At 29.5% G+C, this 18,401-nt stretch carries 16 protein-coding genes; 8 read left to right on the forward strand and 8 right to left on the reverse strand.

Annotated features, from left to right (window positions below):
* The first annotated feature begins 224 nt into the window (after nt 1-224).
* The 5 genes from EGM88_RS10775 (at nt 225) to EGM88_RS10795 (ending at nt 5,525) form a co-directional block, all read left to right on the forward strand.
* Nucleotides 225-752 carry a hypothetical protein gene (locus EGM88_RS10775; RefSeq protein ID WP_238988426.1) on the forward strand — a complete coding sequence of 176 codons (528 nt, stop codon included), beginning with the start codon at nt 225-227 and terminating at the stop codon, nt 750-752.
* A 398-nt stretch (nt 753-1,150) separates the two neighbouring features.
* A complete protein-coding gene (locus tag EGM88_RS10780) occupies nt 1,151-1,924 on the forward strand; it encodes an AraC family transcriptional regulator (RefSeq protein WP_123898301.1) in 774 nt (257 codons plus the stop codon).
* 63 nt (nt 1,925-1,987) lie between these two features.
* Nucleotides 1,988-3,424: a S41 family peptidase gene (locus tag EGM88_RS10785; protein WP_123898302.1), complete on the forward strand. Its 1,437-nt coding sequence runs from the start codon at nt 1,988-1,990 to the stop codon at nt 3,422-3,424.
* A gap of 439 nt (nt 3,425-3,863) precedes the next feature.
* On the forward strand, nt 3,864-4,682 hold the full coding sequence (locus EGM88_RS10790) for a hypothetical protein (protein ID WP_123898303.1): 819 nt from the start codon (nt 3,864-3,866) through the stop codon (nt 4,680-4,682).
* Nucleotides 4,683-4,730: 48 nt separating this feature from the next.
* A complete protein-coding gene (locus tag EGM88_RS10795) occupies nt 4,731-5,525 on the forward strand; it encodes a polysaccharide deacetylase family protein (RefSeq protein WP_162497571.1) in 795 nt (264 codons plus the stop codon).
* Between the two features lie 186 nt (nt 5,526-5,711).
* Here EGM88_RS10795 and nqrF read toward each other — a convergent pair whose 3' ends face one another.
* From nqrF to EGM88_RS10825, 6 genes are all read right to left on the reverse strand, one after another.
* Nucleotides 5,712-7,019, reverse strand: coding sequence for an NADH:ubiquinone reductase (Na(+)-transporting) subunit F (nqrF, locus tag EGM88_RS10800; RefSeq protein ID WP_123898305.1), 1,308 nt, complete (start codon nt 7,017-7,019; stop codon nt 5,712-5,714).
* Between the two features lies 1 nt (nt 7,020).
* Nucleotides 7,021-7,770 carry an NADH:ubiquinone reductase (Na(+)-transporting) subunit E gene (gene nqrE, locus EGM88_RS10805; protein WP_123898306.1) on the reverse strand — a complete coding sequence of 250 codons (750 nt, stop codon included), beginning with the start codon at nt 7,768-7,770 and terminating at the stop codon, nt 7,021-7,023.
* 68 nt (nt 7,771-7,838) lie between these two features.
* Complete coding sequence (locus EGM88_RS10810) at nt 7,839-8,531, reverse strand: NADH:ubiquinone reductase (Na(+)-transporting) subunit D (RefSeq protein ID WP_123898307.1); 693 nt, start codon at nt 8,529-8,531, stop codon at nt 7,839-7,841.
* A 5-nt stretch (nt 8,532-8,536) separates the two neighbouring features.
* Entirely contained in the window at nt 8,537-9,286 is a 750-nt protein-coding gene (locus tag EGM88_RS10815; RefSeq protein WP_123898308.1) for a Na(+)-translocating NADH-quinone reductase subunit C, read from the reverse strand.
* A 3-nt stretch (nt 9,287-9,289) separates the two neighbouring features.
* Nucleotides 9,290-10,516 carry an NADH:ubiquinone reductase (Na(+)-transporting) subunit B gene (locus tag EGM88_RS10820; RefSeq protein WP_123898309.1) on the reverse strand — a complete coding sequence of 409 codons (1,227 nt, stop codon included), beginning with the start codon at nt 10,514-10,516 and terminating at the stop codon, nt 9,290-9,292.
* A gap of 10 nt (nt 10,517-10,526) precedes the next feature.
* Nucleotides 10,527-11,873 (reverse strand): Na(+)-translocating NADH-quinone reductase subunit A, encoded by a 1,347-nt coding sequence (locus tag EGM88_RS10825; protein ID WP_123898310.1) that lies wholly within the window; start codon nt 11,871-11,873, stop codon nt 10,527-10,529.
* A gap of 164 nt (nt 11,874-12,037) precedes the next feature.
* Here EGM88_RS10825 and EGM88_RS10830 point away from each other — a divergent pair, with 164 nt between their 5' ends.
* The 3 genes from EGM88_RS10830 to EGM88_RS10840 all read left to right on the forward strand — a co-directional run bounded on the left by EGM88_RS10830 (nt 12,038) and on the right by EGM88_RS10840 (nt 15,341).
* Entirely contained in the window at nt 12,038-13,297 is a 1,260-nt protein-coding gene (locus EGM88_RS10830; RefSeq protein ID WP_123898311.1) for a type IX secretion system plug protein, read from the forward strand.
* A gap of 167 nt (nt 13,298-13,464) precedes the next feature.
* Nucleotides 13,465-13,851 (forward strand): Co2+/Mg2+ efflux protein ApaG, encoded by a 387-nt coding sequence (gene apaG / locus EGM88_RS10835; protein WP_123898312.1) that lies wholly within the window; start codon nt 13,465-13,467, stop codon nt 13,849-13,851.
* A 101-nt stretch (nt 13,852-13,952) separates the two neighbouring features.
* Nucleotides 13,953-15,341 carry a DUF3667 domain-containing protein gene (locus EGM88_RS10840; protein WP_123898313.1) on the forward strand — a complete coding sequence of 463 codons (1,389 nt, stop codon included), beginning with the start codon at nt 13,953-13,955 and terminating at the stop codon, nt 15,339-15,341.
* 8 nt (nt 15,342-15,349) lie between these two features.
* On the opposite strand, the gene EGM88_RS10845 is transcribed toward EGM88_RS10840, so the two are convergent.
* Both EGM88_RS10845 and EGM88_RS10850 read right to left on the reverse strand, forming a co-directional pair.
* Complete coding sequence (locus EGM88_RS10845) at nt 15,350-16,699, reverse strand: hypothetical protein (protein ID WP_123898314.1); 1,350 nt, start codon at nt 16,697-16,699, stop codon at nt 15,350-15,352.
* Between the two features lie 9 nt (nt 16,700-16,708).
* On the reverse strand, nt 16,709-18,400 hold the full coding sequence (locus EGM88_RS10850) for a hypothetical protein (protein ID WP_123898315.1): 1,692 nt from the start codon (nt 18,398-18,400) through the stop codon (nt 16,709-16,711).
* Nucleotide 18,401: the final 1 nt, after the last annotated feature.

An 18,401-nucleotide genomic window follows, 5' to 3' on the forward strand; every position in this document is an offset into this window, starting at 1 on the left:
AAAACGAGATCTAGGTCTCACAGAACTGAACGTGATTTTAAGTAGAAAAGAGAGAGGATTACCAATGTTGTCGAAGTCTAAGCTTCACCGTATATATTAACCTTAATTCTCTCTTTGGTTCTTTATGATTAATAGTTAAATTTAATAAAATTCAAATTTAAGCAGTATATAAAAAATAGGCGAAATATCAGTAAATTCAAGGTTTTTAGCTCGAATCAAACTTTGTGCTTATCCGAAAATTTGGAGCATCGAAACCGCCTACTTTTCATATACTAAACGTTGTAGGCAATATTGACCAAACCGACAGAAATTTAATGAACGAAATAACTTTACATTATCATTTAATAATTCCATCAATAATTTCAATTTTAATTTTAGGAATAATATTCTTGAAAAGAAAGCGAATATTTGGAAACGGAAAACTGAAATGGTTTTGGATAAGTTTGACAGTTTTCTTTCTGTTTTATTTATTTATTGTTGGAGGAGCAACTTATAATGACATTTATGCTCAATGGAATTCGAATAAGTTTGACTTAAATCAAGACGGATTTTTTAGCGGAAATGAAATCACGCCTGAACAGCAAGAAGCGATGAGAAATCTGATAAGTGATACTGGAAGAAATTTTTCATTTATAACTGGATTAATTTTTTCTGGAATTATTGCGTTCTTTGTTTTCGGAATCGGAAAAATAACTGAATTAATAAAAAAGAAAAAAACTACACACAACACCGTATCCTATGAAAAACACTAGTCACTCACTTCAAAGTGAATATTTTATTTTTAATTATTACATAATGATGTTTTTGGGGTGTTAAATTGTTGATAATCCTTTTTATCTTTTATATTGATTATCAATAATTTAATACCATATATAACTTGCTCCGCATCCTATATGTGATCAACTTCTAGAGTCGTCACCAGCATCTGTATGATTATAAGTTATAAAGCTCAATTCAAACCGTTGATAATGTAGCTCACGCAAAGAGAGCTGCAAAAAATGCAATAAATTTATACAACCAAATAAGATTACACTTATCTTTAAACTTTAAAACACCAAATATGGTATATTTAAAAACAGCGTAAATTCAATTTTAACCTGTAGCCATATTTCAGGACAAGATATTTGAAAAAAACATTGAGAAAACAACAATGATTTTAGATGATTTAGAATATTTAACTATTGAAAACCAAACAACTGAATTTCCAAAACACTTTCACGAAACGTTTTGCATTTCGTTAATACACTCAGGAATTGAACAAATTGATTTTGAACATCAAAGCCTTTTTAGTGAAGCAGGTTCAATTTCAATAACTAACCCTTACGAAATACATTCTAATCCACTATTTGACAAAACAACTCAATTGAAATTTGATACAATATATGTTCCTAATCAATTGATGAAATACATACTAAACGGAAAGAATATTAAATTTATAAACAGAAAAATAAATAGTAAAAACGCTAACAAATTGTTTGTGGAACTTAAAAATGCTATTGATAAACAAGAAACTGAAAATATCGAATTTAATCTACATCAATTTATTAATACCATCAAATCGCACTCACAAGAAAACGACAAAGAATATTCTGAATTAAATCTAAATAGTTTTAAGGAGGTTAATAACTACATTGAAAAACACATTTGCGAAAAGTTTAGTTTAGATGAACTATCGAAAATTGCGAATATTAATAAATATGGATTTGCGAAAAAATTCAAAGCATCTACAGGCATGACACCAATTAATTACATATTGATGAAAAAAGTTTTTTCAAGTAAAATGCTAATTAATTCAAATACAGAACTTACAACATTAGCGTATCAATACAACTTTACAGACTTGGCACATTTTTCCAAAACATTTAAGCGTTTTGTAGGAATTTCACCTAAAAATTACCAACAAAGCATCATTGAAAAACTATAATTGCCAATATTATACAAGTGCTAATATTATGACTGTATTACATTTGGAAAAAATTAAAACCAAATGAAAAAAATATTATATCTTTCACTTATCTTTTTTATAATATCAAATTCAATTTTTGCTCAATCAACAGATGATTCTAATTCACATAAAAAATTCGTTGAAGATTTTGATTATTTAATCACAGAACTAAAATTACAACATCAGGGACTTTATGAATATGTTGGAAAAAATGAAACAAATTCGAAAATTGATAGTATTCGGAACACATTAGAAACAGGTCAAACAAAATTAGAGTTCTACCAAAAGTTAAGGTATGTTATTGGATTAACAAATGAAGGACATACTTCTATTGACCTTCCAAGGTGGTCAATGATAAAATTTGGACTCTCAAAATCTTTTATACCATTAACAGTCAAACTATGTAACGAAAATCTCATTGTTACACAAAATTATGGCAAAGAGGTTTTAGGTCTTAAAAAAGGTGTAAAAATACTTTCTATCAATGGCAGTAAAGTAAGTGAAATACTTAAAAAAGTTTATCCTTTAATTCCTACCGACGGTTTTAATAAAACTTCTAAAAGCGAATGGGTTGGAGGTTTAAATTTTTCACTACTTTATAAATTGGTTTACGGTAAAGAGAAAAAATTTAAAATTGAAGTTCAAGAATTTAATAAAAATAAAACACAAACTTTAACCATTCCTGCAATTCGATTTACAAAATTTAAAACCAAAAATGCCAAATTTGCTTCACAAGATTTTGACTATAATCATTTTAAATTTGAGCATATTAACGATTCCATTGCCTATTTGAGTATACCAAGTTTTGGCGATGATCATATTAATTACGAAAAATTTTATCAATCCAACTTTAAAAAAATAGACTCTTTACATATTAAACATTTAATTATAGACATTCAAGCCAATGGCGGAGGAACAGAAGGAAATGAAAATTTACTTTACAGCTATTTGTCAAACAAAATCATACAAAAATATAAGCAAGTAACAATGCTTCCAAAACCATATCGTAAAAATAAAGATAAAGAAGGATATATAGAAGACGAATGGAAACTTGAAGACACAATTGCAAAAAGAGGAAACTTCACATTGTTCAGCGATTACTATTCCGATTTAGGATATAAAAAACCACAAAAGGAACTAATTTACAGTGGAAAATTGTATGTTTTAATAAGTGGCAAGACATTTTCGGGCGGTGCAGAATTTGCCAGCTTGATAAAAATGACCAACAGGGGTATATTTATTGGAGAGGAAACCGGTGGAACTTACGAAGGAAATGTTAGTGGATATTCAGAATATATAAAATTGCCAAATTCAAAAATTGAGGTAAAAATCCCGACTGTTCATTTTCAAATTAATGTAGAACCAAAAATAAAAGGACGAGGTGTAATACCTAACTACGAAGTACCACAAACTTGGAACGATTATTTGAATGGAAGAAATACAAAAAAAGATTTTACAATTAAAAAAATAATGGAATAAAAACGTTGTACAACAAAAAACTCATATGAAAAGCCCTAGTCCAGTTCTTCAAATCAAATTTAATATTTATTTTTAACCAATGTACTTTTGTAAGTATCATCGTAAGAAATTCTATTTTTACTATAAAAATGCCTGTTTTAAAAGCTTATTCCTCTCTTTTATTCTATATATAATTATTATAAATTTAATGTTAGTATTAAATTTATAACTTAAGTTGTATAAAAACATAGGGAATTTTTCTAAAACAAACGTGCAACTAATTAATACAACCAAATAACATTACACTTATCTTTAAACTTTAAAACATTAAATATGGTATATTTAAAAACAGCGTAAATTCAATTTTAACCTATTGCCATATTTTAGAACGTGACAAATCCGTCAAAATTTAGTACTTTTAGCTAAGTATTATGCTTTTATAATCTAATAAAACAACACAATGAAATATAAAATAATACTTGTAGTTTTGGCTTTTATAGCCATTCCTTTTAAAAGCAGTGCCAAAGACTTCAATTTAAAAAAAGATTTATTGTTGGTTCATTTTGATTGTAAAACAGATGTAGATGATCTTCAAACGGCTGCTGCCCTTGCAACTTTAATGTCTAATTCTAAATTTTCTAAAATAAAGTATCATGCTGTTGCTGGCACTTATGGCATTCAAAAAGGGTTGTATGTTCCCCCTAATAAGTTATTTAAACTTGCTTTTGGAAATAACTGGACAGATGCTAATAAAAACTTTAAAAATGCCATAAAACAAGTTAAAATGATAGCCATTAAAACACTTAAAGATGGAGGAGACATTTGGATTGCAGAAGCTGGTCAATCTGACTTTACAGCTGAATTAATAAAAGCTATTAGGTTAGAGTTACCCCAATTAAATAGTAAAGACCGAATACACGTAGTTCAACATAGTGATTGGAATGAAAAAGTTACTTCTAAAGAAAGCCTTCAGTTTGTTAAAAAACACATTAATTATCATAAAATTGCAGATGGAAATGTCGTTGGTAATGGAACACCAGGATTTCGAACACCTGAATATACGTATTGGAAAAAGAACATAAAAACTAAAAAGCTAATTAAGATTTGGCAACTTGCCATTGAAATATCAAATAAATACAATGGAAAAGATGGCCGTTACAACAATGAAGCTATTTCTGCTGGAGGGTTAGATTTCTCAGACTTATCAGAAGTGTGTTGGATTTTAGGAATCCAAGACATTAAAGATACAGAACAATTTTTTAGTAGTTATGCTAACTAGACTGGTTATTTCAATAGTACGCAAATTGATTAAATGAATATAAAAGTTATGAAAAAAGCATTTCTATATATAGCTACAGGAATTTTATTCTTCCAAATGTCACATTCTCAAAGTTTAAAAAAATCTTTTCAATGGCCAGAAAATAAAAAAGCAGCTGTCTGTTTAACTTTTGATGATGGCCAAGATTCTCACCTAGATAACGCTATTCCTATACTAGATTCGTTTAATATAAAGGGAACATTTTATTGTCCTGGGAATAAAGAATCTTTACAAAAACGTACTTCAGAATGGAAAAACATCGTAAAAAATGGCCATGAACTTGGTAACCATTCTTTGTTTCATCCATGCGATGGTAAACAATTTGATTGGGTTAAATCAGAATATGATTTAAACCAATATACATTAGAACAAATACGTATGGAATTATATACGGCTAATACTTTACTTAAAGCTATTGACGGAAAAAGCAAAAGAACTTATGCTTATACCTGCTCAAACTATAAAGTACAAGGTGATACAACTTACACAGATGTTGTAAAACAAATGTTTTCGGCAGCCAGAAGTGATGGTCCAATACCAAAGACAATGAAAGATATTGATATTAATTTTATGCCAAGTTGGTCTGTAGATGGGCACAGTGGTAAAGAATTAATAGAATATGTAAAAGAAGCAAGAAAAAACGGAACAATTGCCACATTTATGTTTCATAGTGTTGGTGGTGGTTACCTAAATGTATCTAATGAAGCCTTAACGGAGTTGTTAGTTTACCTTAAAAACAATGAAAAAGACTATTGGGTAGATACTTTTTATAATGTTACAACATACATATCAAATCAATTATAAGTTGTAACAGTTTTAGCAAATAGAAATAACTAGCTCTTCTTTTTTAAGTAAAAGTATACAATAACAGTGTTTTTTTATATAGAAGTGTCATATTTTAATTCACAATTAAAAACAAGTAACTACAATAAAAAAACCGATAGATTTCTCTATCGGTTTTTTTAATTATGTGTATTTATATTCTAAAAATTATCCTCCAAAGTCGTCAAATCTAATATTCTCATCAGGAATACCAAAATCTTCACCCATTTTTTGAACAGCTTTATTCATCAATGGCGGTCCACAGAAATACAATTCAATTTCTTCAGGAGTTTCGTGATGGTTTAAGTAGTGTTCAATTACACAATTGTGTACAAACCCAACAAAACCGTCTCCAGGAGCATCTATACTTTCTTTAACTTTCCAGTTATCTTCTGGTAAAGGTTCAGACAATGCTAAATAAAATTTAAAATTAGGAAAATCTTTTTCTAGTTGACGGAAATGATCAATATAGAACAATTCACGTTTAGAGCGTCCACCATACCAATAAGTAACTTTTCTACCCGTTTTTAATGTTTTAAATAGGTGATATAAATGAGAACGCATTGGTGCCATACCGGCTCCACCACCAACATATAACATTTCAGCGTCAGAATCATTGATAAAGAATTCTCCATAAGGTCCAGAAATTACAACTTTATCACCTGGTTTTTGATTAAAAATATAAGATGAAGCTACACCAGGATTTACATCCATCCATCCTCCTTTTTGTCTATCAAAAGGTGGGGTTGCGATACGCACATTTAGCATAATTTCTCTACCTTCAGCAGGATAAGAAGCCATAGAATAAGCACGTTCAACAACTTCATCATTTTTCATTACTAATGGCCATAACTTAAATTTATCCCATTCTTCTTGAAATTTATCTGGAGTTTCGTGTTCTTCTGGATGAGCAGTAATATCCATATCTTCAAATTTCACCACACAAGGTGGAATCTCAATTTGAATATAGCCTCCTGCTTTGTACCCCATATCTTCAGGTATTTCAACAACAAACTCTTTTATAAATGAGGCAACATTATAATTTCGTACTACAGTAGCCTCCCATTTTTTTATACCAAATACCTCTTCTGGTATGGTAATATTCATATCTTGTTTTACCTTAACTTGACATGCTAGTCTGGCTCCAGCTTGTAATTCTTTACGAGTAAAATGCGGTGTTTCGGTAGGCAAAGCTTCACCTCCACCTTCTAAAACATGGCACTCACATTGAATACAAGTACCTCCACCACCACAAGCAGAAGGTAAAAATATTTTTTGATTACCTAAAGTAGAAAGTAAAGAGTTACCAGAAGGAACTTCTATAACTTTTTCATCATTTATAGTAATTTTTACAGGTCCAGATGGTGCTAATTTTTGTTTTACAAATAATAATAATGCAACCAATAGTAATGTAATTACCAAAAAGGCAACTACTGTTGTTATGATTACACCTAATGTACTTACAGCTAATAACATATTATTGATTTAAAGCGGTTGTAGTTTCTTCTATTTGTTCTTCTTTATTAAAAATAACGTCAGTATCGTTAGTTTTTTCGTCTATTTGGATTGCTTGTTCAGTTGTAGTTGGCACTTCTTTACCTCCTTCGTCACCTCCAGTTAACATACCTCCAAAACTCATAAATCCAATGGCCATTAATCCAGTTAATATAAACGTAATACCTAAGCCTCTTAATGCAGGTGGTACGGCTGAATATCTTATTTTTTCACGGATAGCAGCAATAGCAACAATAGCTAAAAACCAACCAATACCAGAGCCAACCCCATAAGTTAACGCTTCAGATAAGGTAGGGATTTCACGAGATTGCATAAACAAAGAACCTCCTAAAATAGCACAGTTTACAGCAATTAATGGTAAAAAGATACCTAATGAATTATATAATGCTGGTGAAAACTTTTCAACAATAATTTCTACCAATTGAACCATAGTTGCAATGGTAGCAATAAACATGATAAAAGAAAGAAAACTTAAATCATATTCAGCATATTCAGGGCCCAACCATGTTAAAGCTCCTTCTTGTAATAAATATTGATCTAATAACCAGTTTAAAGGTACAGTAACTGCTAATACAAAAATTACAGCAGCCCCCAAACCCACAGCGGTTGATACTTTTTTAGATACAGCAAGGTAAGAACACATTCCTAAGAAATATGCAAATACCATATTATCTACAAAAATTGATTTAAAAAATAATTCTATATATTCCATTTTTTTAAGTATGTAGTCGGCAGTCAATGTATTCAATAGTAATATGAACAAAAGACTGAAGACTTATTTTAATGCTCTTCTATTAATTCTTTATTTCTACTTCTTTGTACCCAAATAATTAGTCCAACCACAATTAATGCCATTGGAGGTAAAACCATAAATCCATTATTTTCATAACCTATGGCATATAATCCAGTTTTTTCAACAGGGTCTCCAAGAACTTTAAATCCTAATAAAGTACCTGAACCTAATAATTCTCTAAAGAAACCAACAATTACTAAAATAACACCATACCCAGCTGCATTACCAATACCATCTAGGAAAGATCTCCAAGGACCTTCCGCTAAGGCAAACGCCTCGAAACGTCCCATAATAATACAGTTGGTAATAATTAATCCAATAAATACAGATAGTTCTTTACTTAAAGAATAAGCATAAGCTTTAAGAACTTGATCAACTATAATTACCAAAGTGGCAACTACAATCAATTGGACAATAATTCTAATTTTTGAAGGTATAATATTTCTCATTAAAGAAATAACCACGTTACCAAGAGCAAGCACAAACATTACTGAAATTGCCATTACAATAGATGCTTTTAACTGTGCGGTAATTGCCAATGCAGAACATATACCCAATACTTGAATAGTAATTGGATTATTATCCGTCAAAGGATCTGTTATTAGTTTTCTGTTTTTCTTAGAAAATAAAGGCTCTTTTTGAACCTCTACAATTTTTTCTTTTTCTGCTACTTCAGCCATCTTAATTATTTTAAAGTTTTAAAATAAGGAACATACATTTTTAAGTCTTTCTTTATCATTGCAGTAACCCCATCTCCAGTAATGGTAGCACCAGCAATAGCATCCACAGCATAATCTTCTTTTCTTTCATTTTTAGGGTCTCCATTCCCTTTAGTTATGGTAATTCCTTTAAAAACGCCATCTTCAGTTAATACATGTTCTCCAACAAAATCGTCCATAAAGTAACGTTGTTTTATCTCAGCACCTAACCCTGGAGTTTCACCTTTATGATCAAAAAATACACCTTGAACTACCATTGATTTATCAACTGCTACATATCCCCAAATAGCATCCCATAATCCTTTTCCTCGAATAGGAATTACATATAATGGTTTACCATCTTTTACGCCTTCAAACAAAGGAAGTTGTCTTTGATAATTAGGATCTTTTGCTTTAGACTCTTCTTTTTTAATATCTATCATATATGCTTCAGGATTCTCTGTAACCTCATCTCCTTGAATAACATATTGTTTTGTAATTGCGTTATTAAATACTTCTTCAACTTTATCTGTTGAAACAAACACAACATCACTTGTACTTTCATTAGCATTAATGCCCATAGCATACAATATATTCTGTTGTTTTTCAAAACGCTTATTTGCGTCTACCAAAGGTTTTAATCCTTGAGCGAGCCCTGCAAGTATAGAGCCAACTACCAATACCATAACAATGGCAAAAATAACGGTGTAACTATTTTTATCTGTATCGATTGCCATAACTTAAGCTGTTTTTAATTTTGCTCGTTTTAATCTTTTTTTCACATTACCTCTAATAACCATATGGTCTATAGTTGGAGCAAATACATTCATTAATAATATTGCCAACATTACTCCTTCTGGATAAGCAGGATTAAATACACGAATCATAATTGAAACAAATCCTATTAAGAACCCATATATCCATTTCCCTTTATTTGTCTGTGCAGCCGATACTGGATCAGTTGCCATATAAACAATACCAAATGCAATACCACCAATTAATAGATGATGCCAAAATTCGGTACTCATTAATCCATAAAATTTACTAGTTTCTGTTATCAAACCTCCAGCTACAACTAAATTAAAAATATACCCCATTACTAAAGCACCAATAACCGCACTTAGCATAATACGCCAACTACCAATTTTAGTAAAAATAAGGAACAATCCTCCTAATAGGATTAAAAGGGTAGATGTTTCCCCTACTGAACCTGGTATAAAACCAAAAAACATGTCCAGTACTGAATAATCAATAGGGTGTGATTGTGCTAAACCTCCTAAAATAGTTTCACCTGAAATTGCATCAGCATTTGAACCTGCAACAATTTCTTTTGCTCTTTCTACTGCACCATGCACCCAAACTTTATCACCACTCATCCAAGTTGGATAAGCAAAAAACAAAAAAGCTCTAATAGTTAATGCAGGATTAAAGACATTCATTCCTGTACCACCAAACACTTCTTTTCCTAGTACTACACCAAAAATAACAGCTATAATTAACATCCAATAAGGAATGTCAATAGGCACAATTAAAGGTACTAACATTCCTGTTACTAAATATCCTTCTTCTACTTCGTGTCCTTTTATAGTTGCAAAAATAAATTCAACACCTAAACCAACACCATAAGAAATAATAATCAATGGTAAAATTTTCCAAAAGCCTAAAGTAAAATTTTGCATAGTCCAAAATTCACTACTAAAAAAGCCACCAGAAACAGCTTGTATTTCACCTGCTGCTAAATAGTGTTGATATCCTGTATTAAACATACCAAATATTAAACATGGAATTAATGCTAAAATTACCATATTCATTGTACGCTTTAAATCGTCGGCTGCTTTTATATGCGTACCTCCGTGAGCGGTTTCGTTTGGTGTATATAAAAAAGTATGCAAAGCATTAAAGGCCGGAGCCATTTTAGTGCCTTTATATTTCTCTTTTAATTTATGTAAGTTCTGTTTTAAACCCATTTTTTTAATTTTAACCGATTTCTTCTAACATTAAATCCAAACCTTCTCTAATAATATGTTGATGTGGTTGTTTTGAAACACATACAAACTCTGTCAATGCAAAATCTTCCGGTGCTACTTCGTACATTCCTAATGCCTCCATTTCATCTAAATCTTTATACAAGCAAGATTTTAAGATTTGCATTACATAAATATCTAATGGAAAAACCTCTTCGTAATTACCTGTTAATACAAAGTTTCGGTGTTCACCATTGGTGTTTGTATTTAGATTGTATTTTTTATTAGGATTTAACCACGAAAAAGTTAACGCTCTTGTATTTGAAATTTTATTAAAAATAGGTTTATTCCAACCAAAAAATTCGTAAGTATCACCTTCAGGGATAGCACTAATCTCTTTATGATAATAACCTAAATAATCTTTTTCAGATACTTGTTTTCCTGTGAGCACATTACCACTTATCAGTCTAGTATTACTGTCTAAATTTTCCGCAACAATATCTGCGACACTAGCCCCAGCAATAACCTCTACATATTGATTTTTTATAAATTGAGAACCTACTAAAGCAACCGTTCTTTTTAAATTAAATTTACCAGTAAGTAACAATTCACCAATAACTACCAAATCTTGAGGAGTAACTACCCAAACTACTTCACCTTTGTTAATCGGGTCAATCTTCGCAATTTGCGTACTTACATTACCAATTGGATGAGGCCCTGAAACTTTATGGATTTCAGCTCCATTAATATTAGCAAAGGGAGAATTCGATTTTTTTCCAATACTAACATGAACTTTTCCTTCTGTTAATTTTGACAATGCAGTTATTGCAGCCTGCAGTTCTGACTCTTTACCTTGTAAAATATAATCATAATCAGCAGCTAACGGAGCACTATCATAAGCAGAAATAAATATAGCTTTTGGAGCTTCATTAGGGTTTGCTATAACATCATATGGACGTTTTTTTATAAACGGCCAACAACCTGATGTTAACAAATGCGTTTTAATATCATCTGCAGTAAGACTATTTACATCTTTTTTACCAAAATCTTGGTACTGCTGTTGCTTATCTGCTAAAACTCTAATTTCTAAAATTCTCCTTTTTGCTCCTCTAACAATCTCAATAACCTCACCACTTACAGGCGAAGGAAACATCATGTTCTCAAATTGTTTGGAATGGAAAAGGGCTTCGCCCGCTTTAACTTCAGCACCTACTTTAACAAGTAGTTTAGGCGTAATTTTGTGAAAATCTTCTGGCTTTACAGCATAAACACTAGCTAAGGGCGATGTTACAGTTGTCTTCTCTGCTTCACCTACAAGCTTGATATCTAAGCCTTTTTTAATACGAATGTCTTTTGACATATTAATATAGTATAGTTAATTATCAATAAAAAACGGTGCAAATCTAAAGATTTTGTATCATAATTTATAATTTTGACTTATAAATTATTCAATAATTTTCTTATGATGAAATTTAATAACTAATTTTGGTATTAAATTTGAGCAAAACCTCAACAAACAGAATAATGCTACACTTAAAAAAACACTATTTTATATTTATAATTTTAGCCTTTAGCATTAGTTATGGCCAAGCTCAATCTGAAGTAATTGTTAACCCACCTGAGTATATAAAAACCATAATTTTAAATTCAACACAAACAAATAATTATGCCCCAATTATTAAGCTAGGCGAGTCGTTAATTTTACAATTTGATGATTTAAGTGATAGCCAAGAAGAATATTCTTATAAAATTGAACATTACGATTACAACTGGAAAATATCCAAACTTATTGCCACAGAATATATTAATGGCTACAACAGTGATTGGATTAGAGACTATGAAAACTCATTTAATACCTTACAACCTTACACCTATTATAAACTAGTACTACCCAACGAAAAAACTCAAATAAAACTAACAGGAAATTATTTAATTACCATTTTAGACGAAGCTGACAATATTATTTTTACACGTCCTTTTATTGTATATCAATCTTTAGTTGATGTTGGTGTAACCGTACATAAAAGTAGAGATATTGCTACCATTAACTCCAAGCAAAATATTGAATTTAGTATTAGTCACCCTGATTTATTAATTAATAATCCTAGTCAAGAAATTAAAGTAGTAGTTTATCAAAATAACGATTGGAATACTGCCATTAAAAACTTAAAACCTCAGTTCTATCGTGGAAATCAATTACTTTATAAATATTCAGATAAGACTTCTTTTTGGGCAGGAAATGAATATCTATTTTTTGACACTAAAGAAATTAGAAATGCCACCAATAATATTGCAAAAAGCAAACTAGATGGCTTATTCAACACCTATTTGTATACTGATGAATTGCGAAAAAATAAACCATACACATATTATCCAGATATTAATGGTAATTTTTTAATAAGAACTATTGATAGTGACATTAACGCAACTGAAGCAGACTATTCTTATGTTCATTTTACGTTAGAGGCATATACTGATGTTGGTGAAGATGATATTTACATCTATGGCGATTTTAACGATTGGCAACTTACTGATGAAAATAAAATGTCATACAACGAACGCCTTAAGTTATATACTGGTACCTTATTATTAAAACAAGGATTTTACAATTATACTTATGTTACCGCAAACGAAAAAAAACAAGTAAATAATCATGCAATTGAAGGATCATTTTATCAAACAGAAAATGATTATTCTGTACTTGTTTATTACAAACCAATTGGTAGTCGCTATGACCAGATTATAGGTTATGGAACAGCAAATTCTGAAAACTTACGCAACTAAATAAATAATGTTGCATCTATCTTATATTAAATTTAGTTCTACAAATAAGAAAAGTTTAATTTTCAAATGAGCTTCTCTTATTTACGAACACTTAAAACATAAGGCATAACCAAAGAGTAACAACAAAAATATTTATATCTTTGTGTTCATATTTCTACTGTATAGCTATGGTACAACAAGTAACAAATGGAATTAAAATATCGGTAAAGACAAAATTTGAAGGCATCAGGCATCAAGTTCATAGACTTCTTTTTACCTTTAGTTACCAAATTACCATTGAAAACCAGAGCAACTCTTCCGTTCAGCTACTTAGCAGACATTGGAAAATATTTGATGCTTTAAACAACTTAGAAGTTATTGAAGGTGATGGTGTTATTGGTAAAAAACCTATTATTGCCCCAAAAAAATCATACAAATACAGTTCTTATTGCAATCTAACATCACCTACGGGAGCCATGAGTGGATTCTACAATATGATTAACTTTACAGACACAAGTAAATTTAAAGTTCAAATTCCATCATTTCAATTAACAGTGCCTGCGGTATTAAATTAAACTTCACCTTTACTAGGTAGAAAAATTTATAATACATATTTTTTGTAGATTAGCTACATTAATAAAAGTGTGAACATAGTAAAGCCATACTTTTAAAACACATGAAATCAACTACTCGATTTTCTAAAAACAAACGCGGAATAGAATGCTTGAATTGTAAGCAACCTATCTCTGACAAGGACAACTTTTGCTCTGAATGTGGACAAATAAACGACACCTCACCAATAAGCATTAAACAGTTTATTACAGAATTCTTCTCCGGTTTTTTTTCTTTTGATACTCGTTTTTTTAAAACATTTATACCGTTACTTTTTAAACCTGGCAAAGTATCTAAAGAATACATTGAAGGGAAACGTAAAAAATATATGAATCCGTTTCGGTTATATATAAATGTAAGTATTGTATTTTTTTTATTACAAGGACTTTTTGCTGTAATTGATGAATATTATATAGAGGATTATACCACTTCTTTAAAAACAACTCAAATTTCTAGTGATTCTATTCTTATGAATAAAGCTATCACTAACAACCAAAATAACTTAGCACAAAATGACACAAACTCAAACGCAGCTCTTTTTTCAACTAAGGCTAATGAAGCAGTAAAAAACATTTCATCAAGTAGAAACATTAAGCAAAAACTATTTAGTAGAATTGATTCTATATTTTATAAAACCGAATTTTTAGAAAAACTTAAAAACGATTCTATTTCTAAAGAGGAAAAAGATTCTCTTTATGGAGAATTTTATAAATCTACAATGTCATTTATTTCTTTTAAGGTTAATAACAATGCAAAAAATGACAATTGGGAAGAAATTAGTACAATATCTTCTTTAACCAAAGATGCCAACACGTATGTTCAAAACGTATTTATCGAAGAGGAAATAAATTACTACATTCCAGATCAATACACACTTGATATAAAAAATAACATTGTCAAAACGCTTTTAGGAAATAAAATAAATAATTTTACCAAATACATCGAAGAGCATCCAGAAGCGTCTGCTGCAAATGCAATAAATGATTTAGGTTTAGAGAAAACGAGATGGAATGCATTCTACTTTAAAATAGCTCATAATATTAATAAGTTTATAGAAGACGCTTCCTTTAGATCTTCTTATTTTAAAAGCGTTATTTCTAAAACCTCAATTGCCTTATTCTTTTTACTTCCAATTTTCACCTTGTTTTTGGCATTACTTTATTACCGACATAAGTGGAATTATACAGAACATTTAGTATTTGTTTTTAACGTTCAAACGGTATTTTTTTTACTACTTATTTGCTTTACTATTTTTAACAGAATTTTTAAGACAGATTTAGGTAATGTAATATTTATACTTGTTTTTCTTTTTTATCTAGAAAGAGCTTTACATCACTTTTATAAACAACACTGGTTTAAAACATTTATTAAATTTTTAATGTTAAATACTATTTATATCACCCTAGCAGCTATAGGCTCTGTTTTAGTTTCTTTTATTGCTTTTGTATTATAACTCTCAACCTATGGTTTTAATAACTGACCCAAAAAGTTTCTGTTTTTATCTTTTAGATTAATTTCTAGAAAAAATTGATTATTTTCTTTCCATTCAAGTGTTGTAGTTTTTACCAACTTTACCATTTTTTTTTGGATTTTATTTAAAGGAATATCAAGTGGTTTTTTTTGATACTTTTCTACATTAAAATAAAAGTTTAGCTTTGAGGTTACCGAAGAGACATCTGAACTATTCTCTTCTTGATTTACTTTTAAAACAAACGTTTCTTTAGTGTCAGTAGTTAAAAATTTAAGAATTGGAATAGCAGTAAACACCGTATCGTTTTCAACAACTTGAATAGCGTTTTTACGATAAAAATAATTTGACAGACTAAAAGTATTTTCTTGTCCTAATTTTAACGCTAATGTTGGAATATTTTGTTTTTGAATAACTTTTTTTTCAACCTTATTAAAATCATCGTCATATTCATAAGAAACTATTGTGTCAATTTTTTGATCAATAGCAGTTATATTCATACTAATTTTTCCATTCCATTTACTAATAATGGAATCTAATGACAAATGAGTTAGTTCATTAAATTTATCTTTTCTATCTGCATAAAATTGTTTAAATAACTGGTTGTTCTTATTAATTTTACCTGCATAAGAAACAATACCATTTTTATTTATTCTATCATTAGAATTTACAATAAATAAATTAGAACTTAATCTTCCTTTTATAGTAAGCGTACCTTTACTAAACCAAGCTTCCAAAAAATCGTCACCGAAAGAGAAACTAACATCTCGCTGACTATTTACAATTGGTTTTAACTCAGTAGCATTCTTATTTAAAAAATTCTGATTATTAAATAACAACTCAAAAATTGAAGGTTCAATTGACGGTTTTCTAAAATTTAGAGCAATTATTAATTGCTCGTTTTTTATAGCCAGTATAACTTTATCTTTTTTATAAAAAACAAAATCACCAACCTCTTCTTTTTTAAATTTTTCTTCTAATAAATAAGCTGAAAATTTAGGGGTATTACTTAGATAAATTACACTACTGAACCAATTGTTTTTTAATTCCTCTGAATTAGTATAAAACAATATATTTTTTGGTATACGTACTCCTTTAGTTAAAAAAGTATTTGTCTTTTTTATTGAATCTTTCTTTTTTCTAGATTTTATGTAAACAATTGGATTTGCTAAAAAATCAAATAACAACTGGTTTTCTATCTGTCTTAAATTAACATTTATCACTTTGGTTGCAAAAGACGGAACTCTCTTTTCAAAAATTTGCGATTGTTTGTACCTCCACAAATACATCACTCCAACAAAAACCGCTAAAACAAGTAAAAAATAGAACCACTTTTTTTTCATAGCAGCATATTACTTTGCTAAAAAGTCAATAAAATCTAACAATACCCTTAATGAGTTTTCACGATTGCTAGCTGTTTCAACAGTAATTTCAGAAACCAATTTACTTCCTTTTACTTTACCCAAAGTATAATAAGCATTCCCCAAATTTTTAGACGCAAAAGAAATCATTTTTTTATCATCTGCTCTAAATTCATCAACAGGCAGTTTAGATAATAATTTTTCAATATTCAAATACATTACAGCTGCATTTTTACGAATACGATTTTTATGAGTTCCAACATTAGAATGAGGAGATGAACTGACAATGTTTTTCAATTGTTTTTCTGAGGAAGTAATAAAAACAATTTCATCTTTTATTATAGCATATAAATCAAAAGGAACATCATTAGGCATATTTAGTTTGTAATAATTAGCATTTTTTTCAAATGCACTATGTTTAACACCTAAATCAATTACTTTATACAAAAACTCCTCATTTTCTGACCCAATCATAAAAGTAAAATCAGGACTCATTTCTTTTTTTGTTTTTTCCACCTCTGTTTCATTATATTCATCGTCATACTCATATGTGGTGTAAGTAACTTCCTTTTCTCCTAAATCATTTAAAATTAACAAGGCATTACCAGTAATTAATTCTCCTATAGCTTTTTCATCTAAAATTAAAGAAAGTAACTCTGCACTAACAGCAGTTTCTTCTTTGAATTTAGGCAAAATACCTCCATAAATATCAGACATCATATTTGGATATTCTTCCAAAACAGCTTCTGTATTTAAAGCAATACTTGTATATCCTAAAACATCATTAATATCAAAGTATTTAAAAAACGAACGATTTATCTTCGACTTATACATCTTTTTGATGGACTTTTTCCATTTATTATCAGTATTCATAGTATAAGTAAGTCTTGTAGCATCTTTTTCAAAATAAAGATTGAAATTCATAGAGCCAAAACCCAAATTATTAAAATTAGGATTTAGACCTATGGAGTAATTAAAAAGTCCTCTTCCTGTCAAACTTGTCATTAATTCTATATAGTTATTTATCCAAGCCGACGCAACCGCTTTATTATCTTTAGCTTCTAAATAGTTTTTATTTAGTAAAATGGAAGCCCCGTTATAATTAAAAATCTTTTTGCAATAATTAGAAGTCCACCCAGAGGCTATTCTTATTTTTGTTTGATAGTAATATTCATCTTCATTCTCGGCTTGTTTTTTAAATCGCTCTTCATTGTCTTTAAAATAACTGTAAGAAGGCTCTCCAGCAGTAAATAAAAGGGTATTGTCATTCCACATAATAGTTGTTTCTCTATCTAAAAAACTACTAACATTTCCTGTTCTGTTAACAGCAACCGATGTGTTTGAATCTAACATTTGCTCAAAAGCTTTTCTGTCTTTTAGTTTAATCAAAAAGTTGTGATAAGAAATACTATCCGTTGGTTGATAAAAGTAAAATGCTTTTGATTCTAAATCAAATCCAAAATCACTCAAGCTATTAAAATCAGGATTTTTTCTACTAACATCTTTTATTATTTCTTTCCCAATCGCATTATTATCTAAATCTGTAACGGTCATTAAATCAAGTAAATTTTCTCCATTTATAGATATTACAGCTTGTACCTCTGCAGGAATTTTAGTTTCCAAACTTTGTGAAAAACTTAAGGTAGATGCAATTATTGCACTAATTAAAATTATCTTTCTCATG

Source organism: Aureibaculum marinum, assembly GCF_003813905.1.
Taxonomy (GTDB): domain Bacteria; phylum Bacteroidota; class Bacteroidia; order Flavobacteriales; family Flavobacteriaceae; genus Aureibaculum; species Aureibaculum marinum.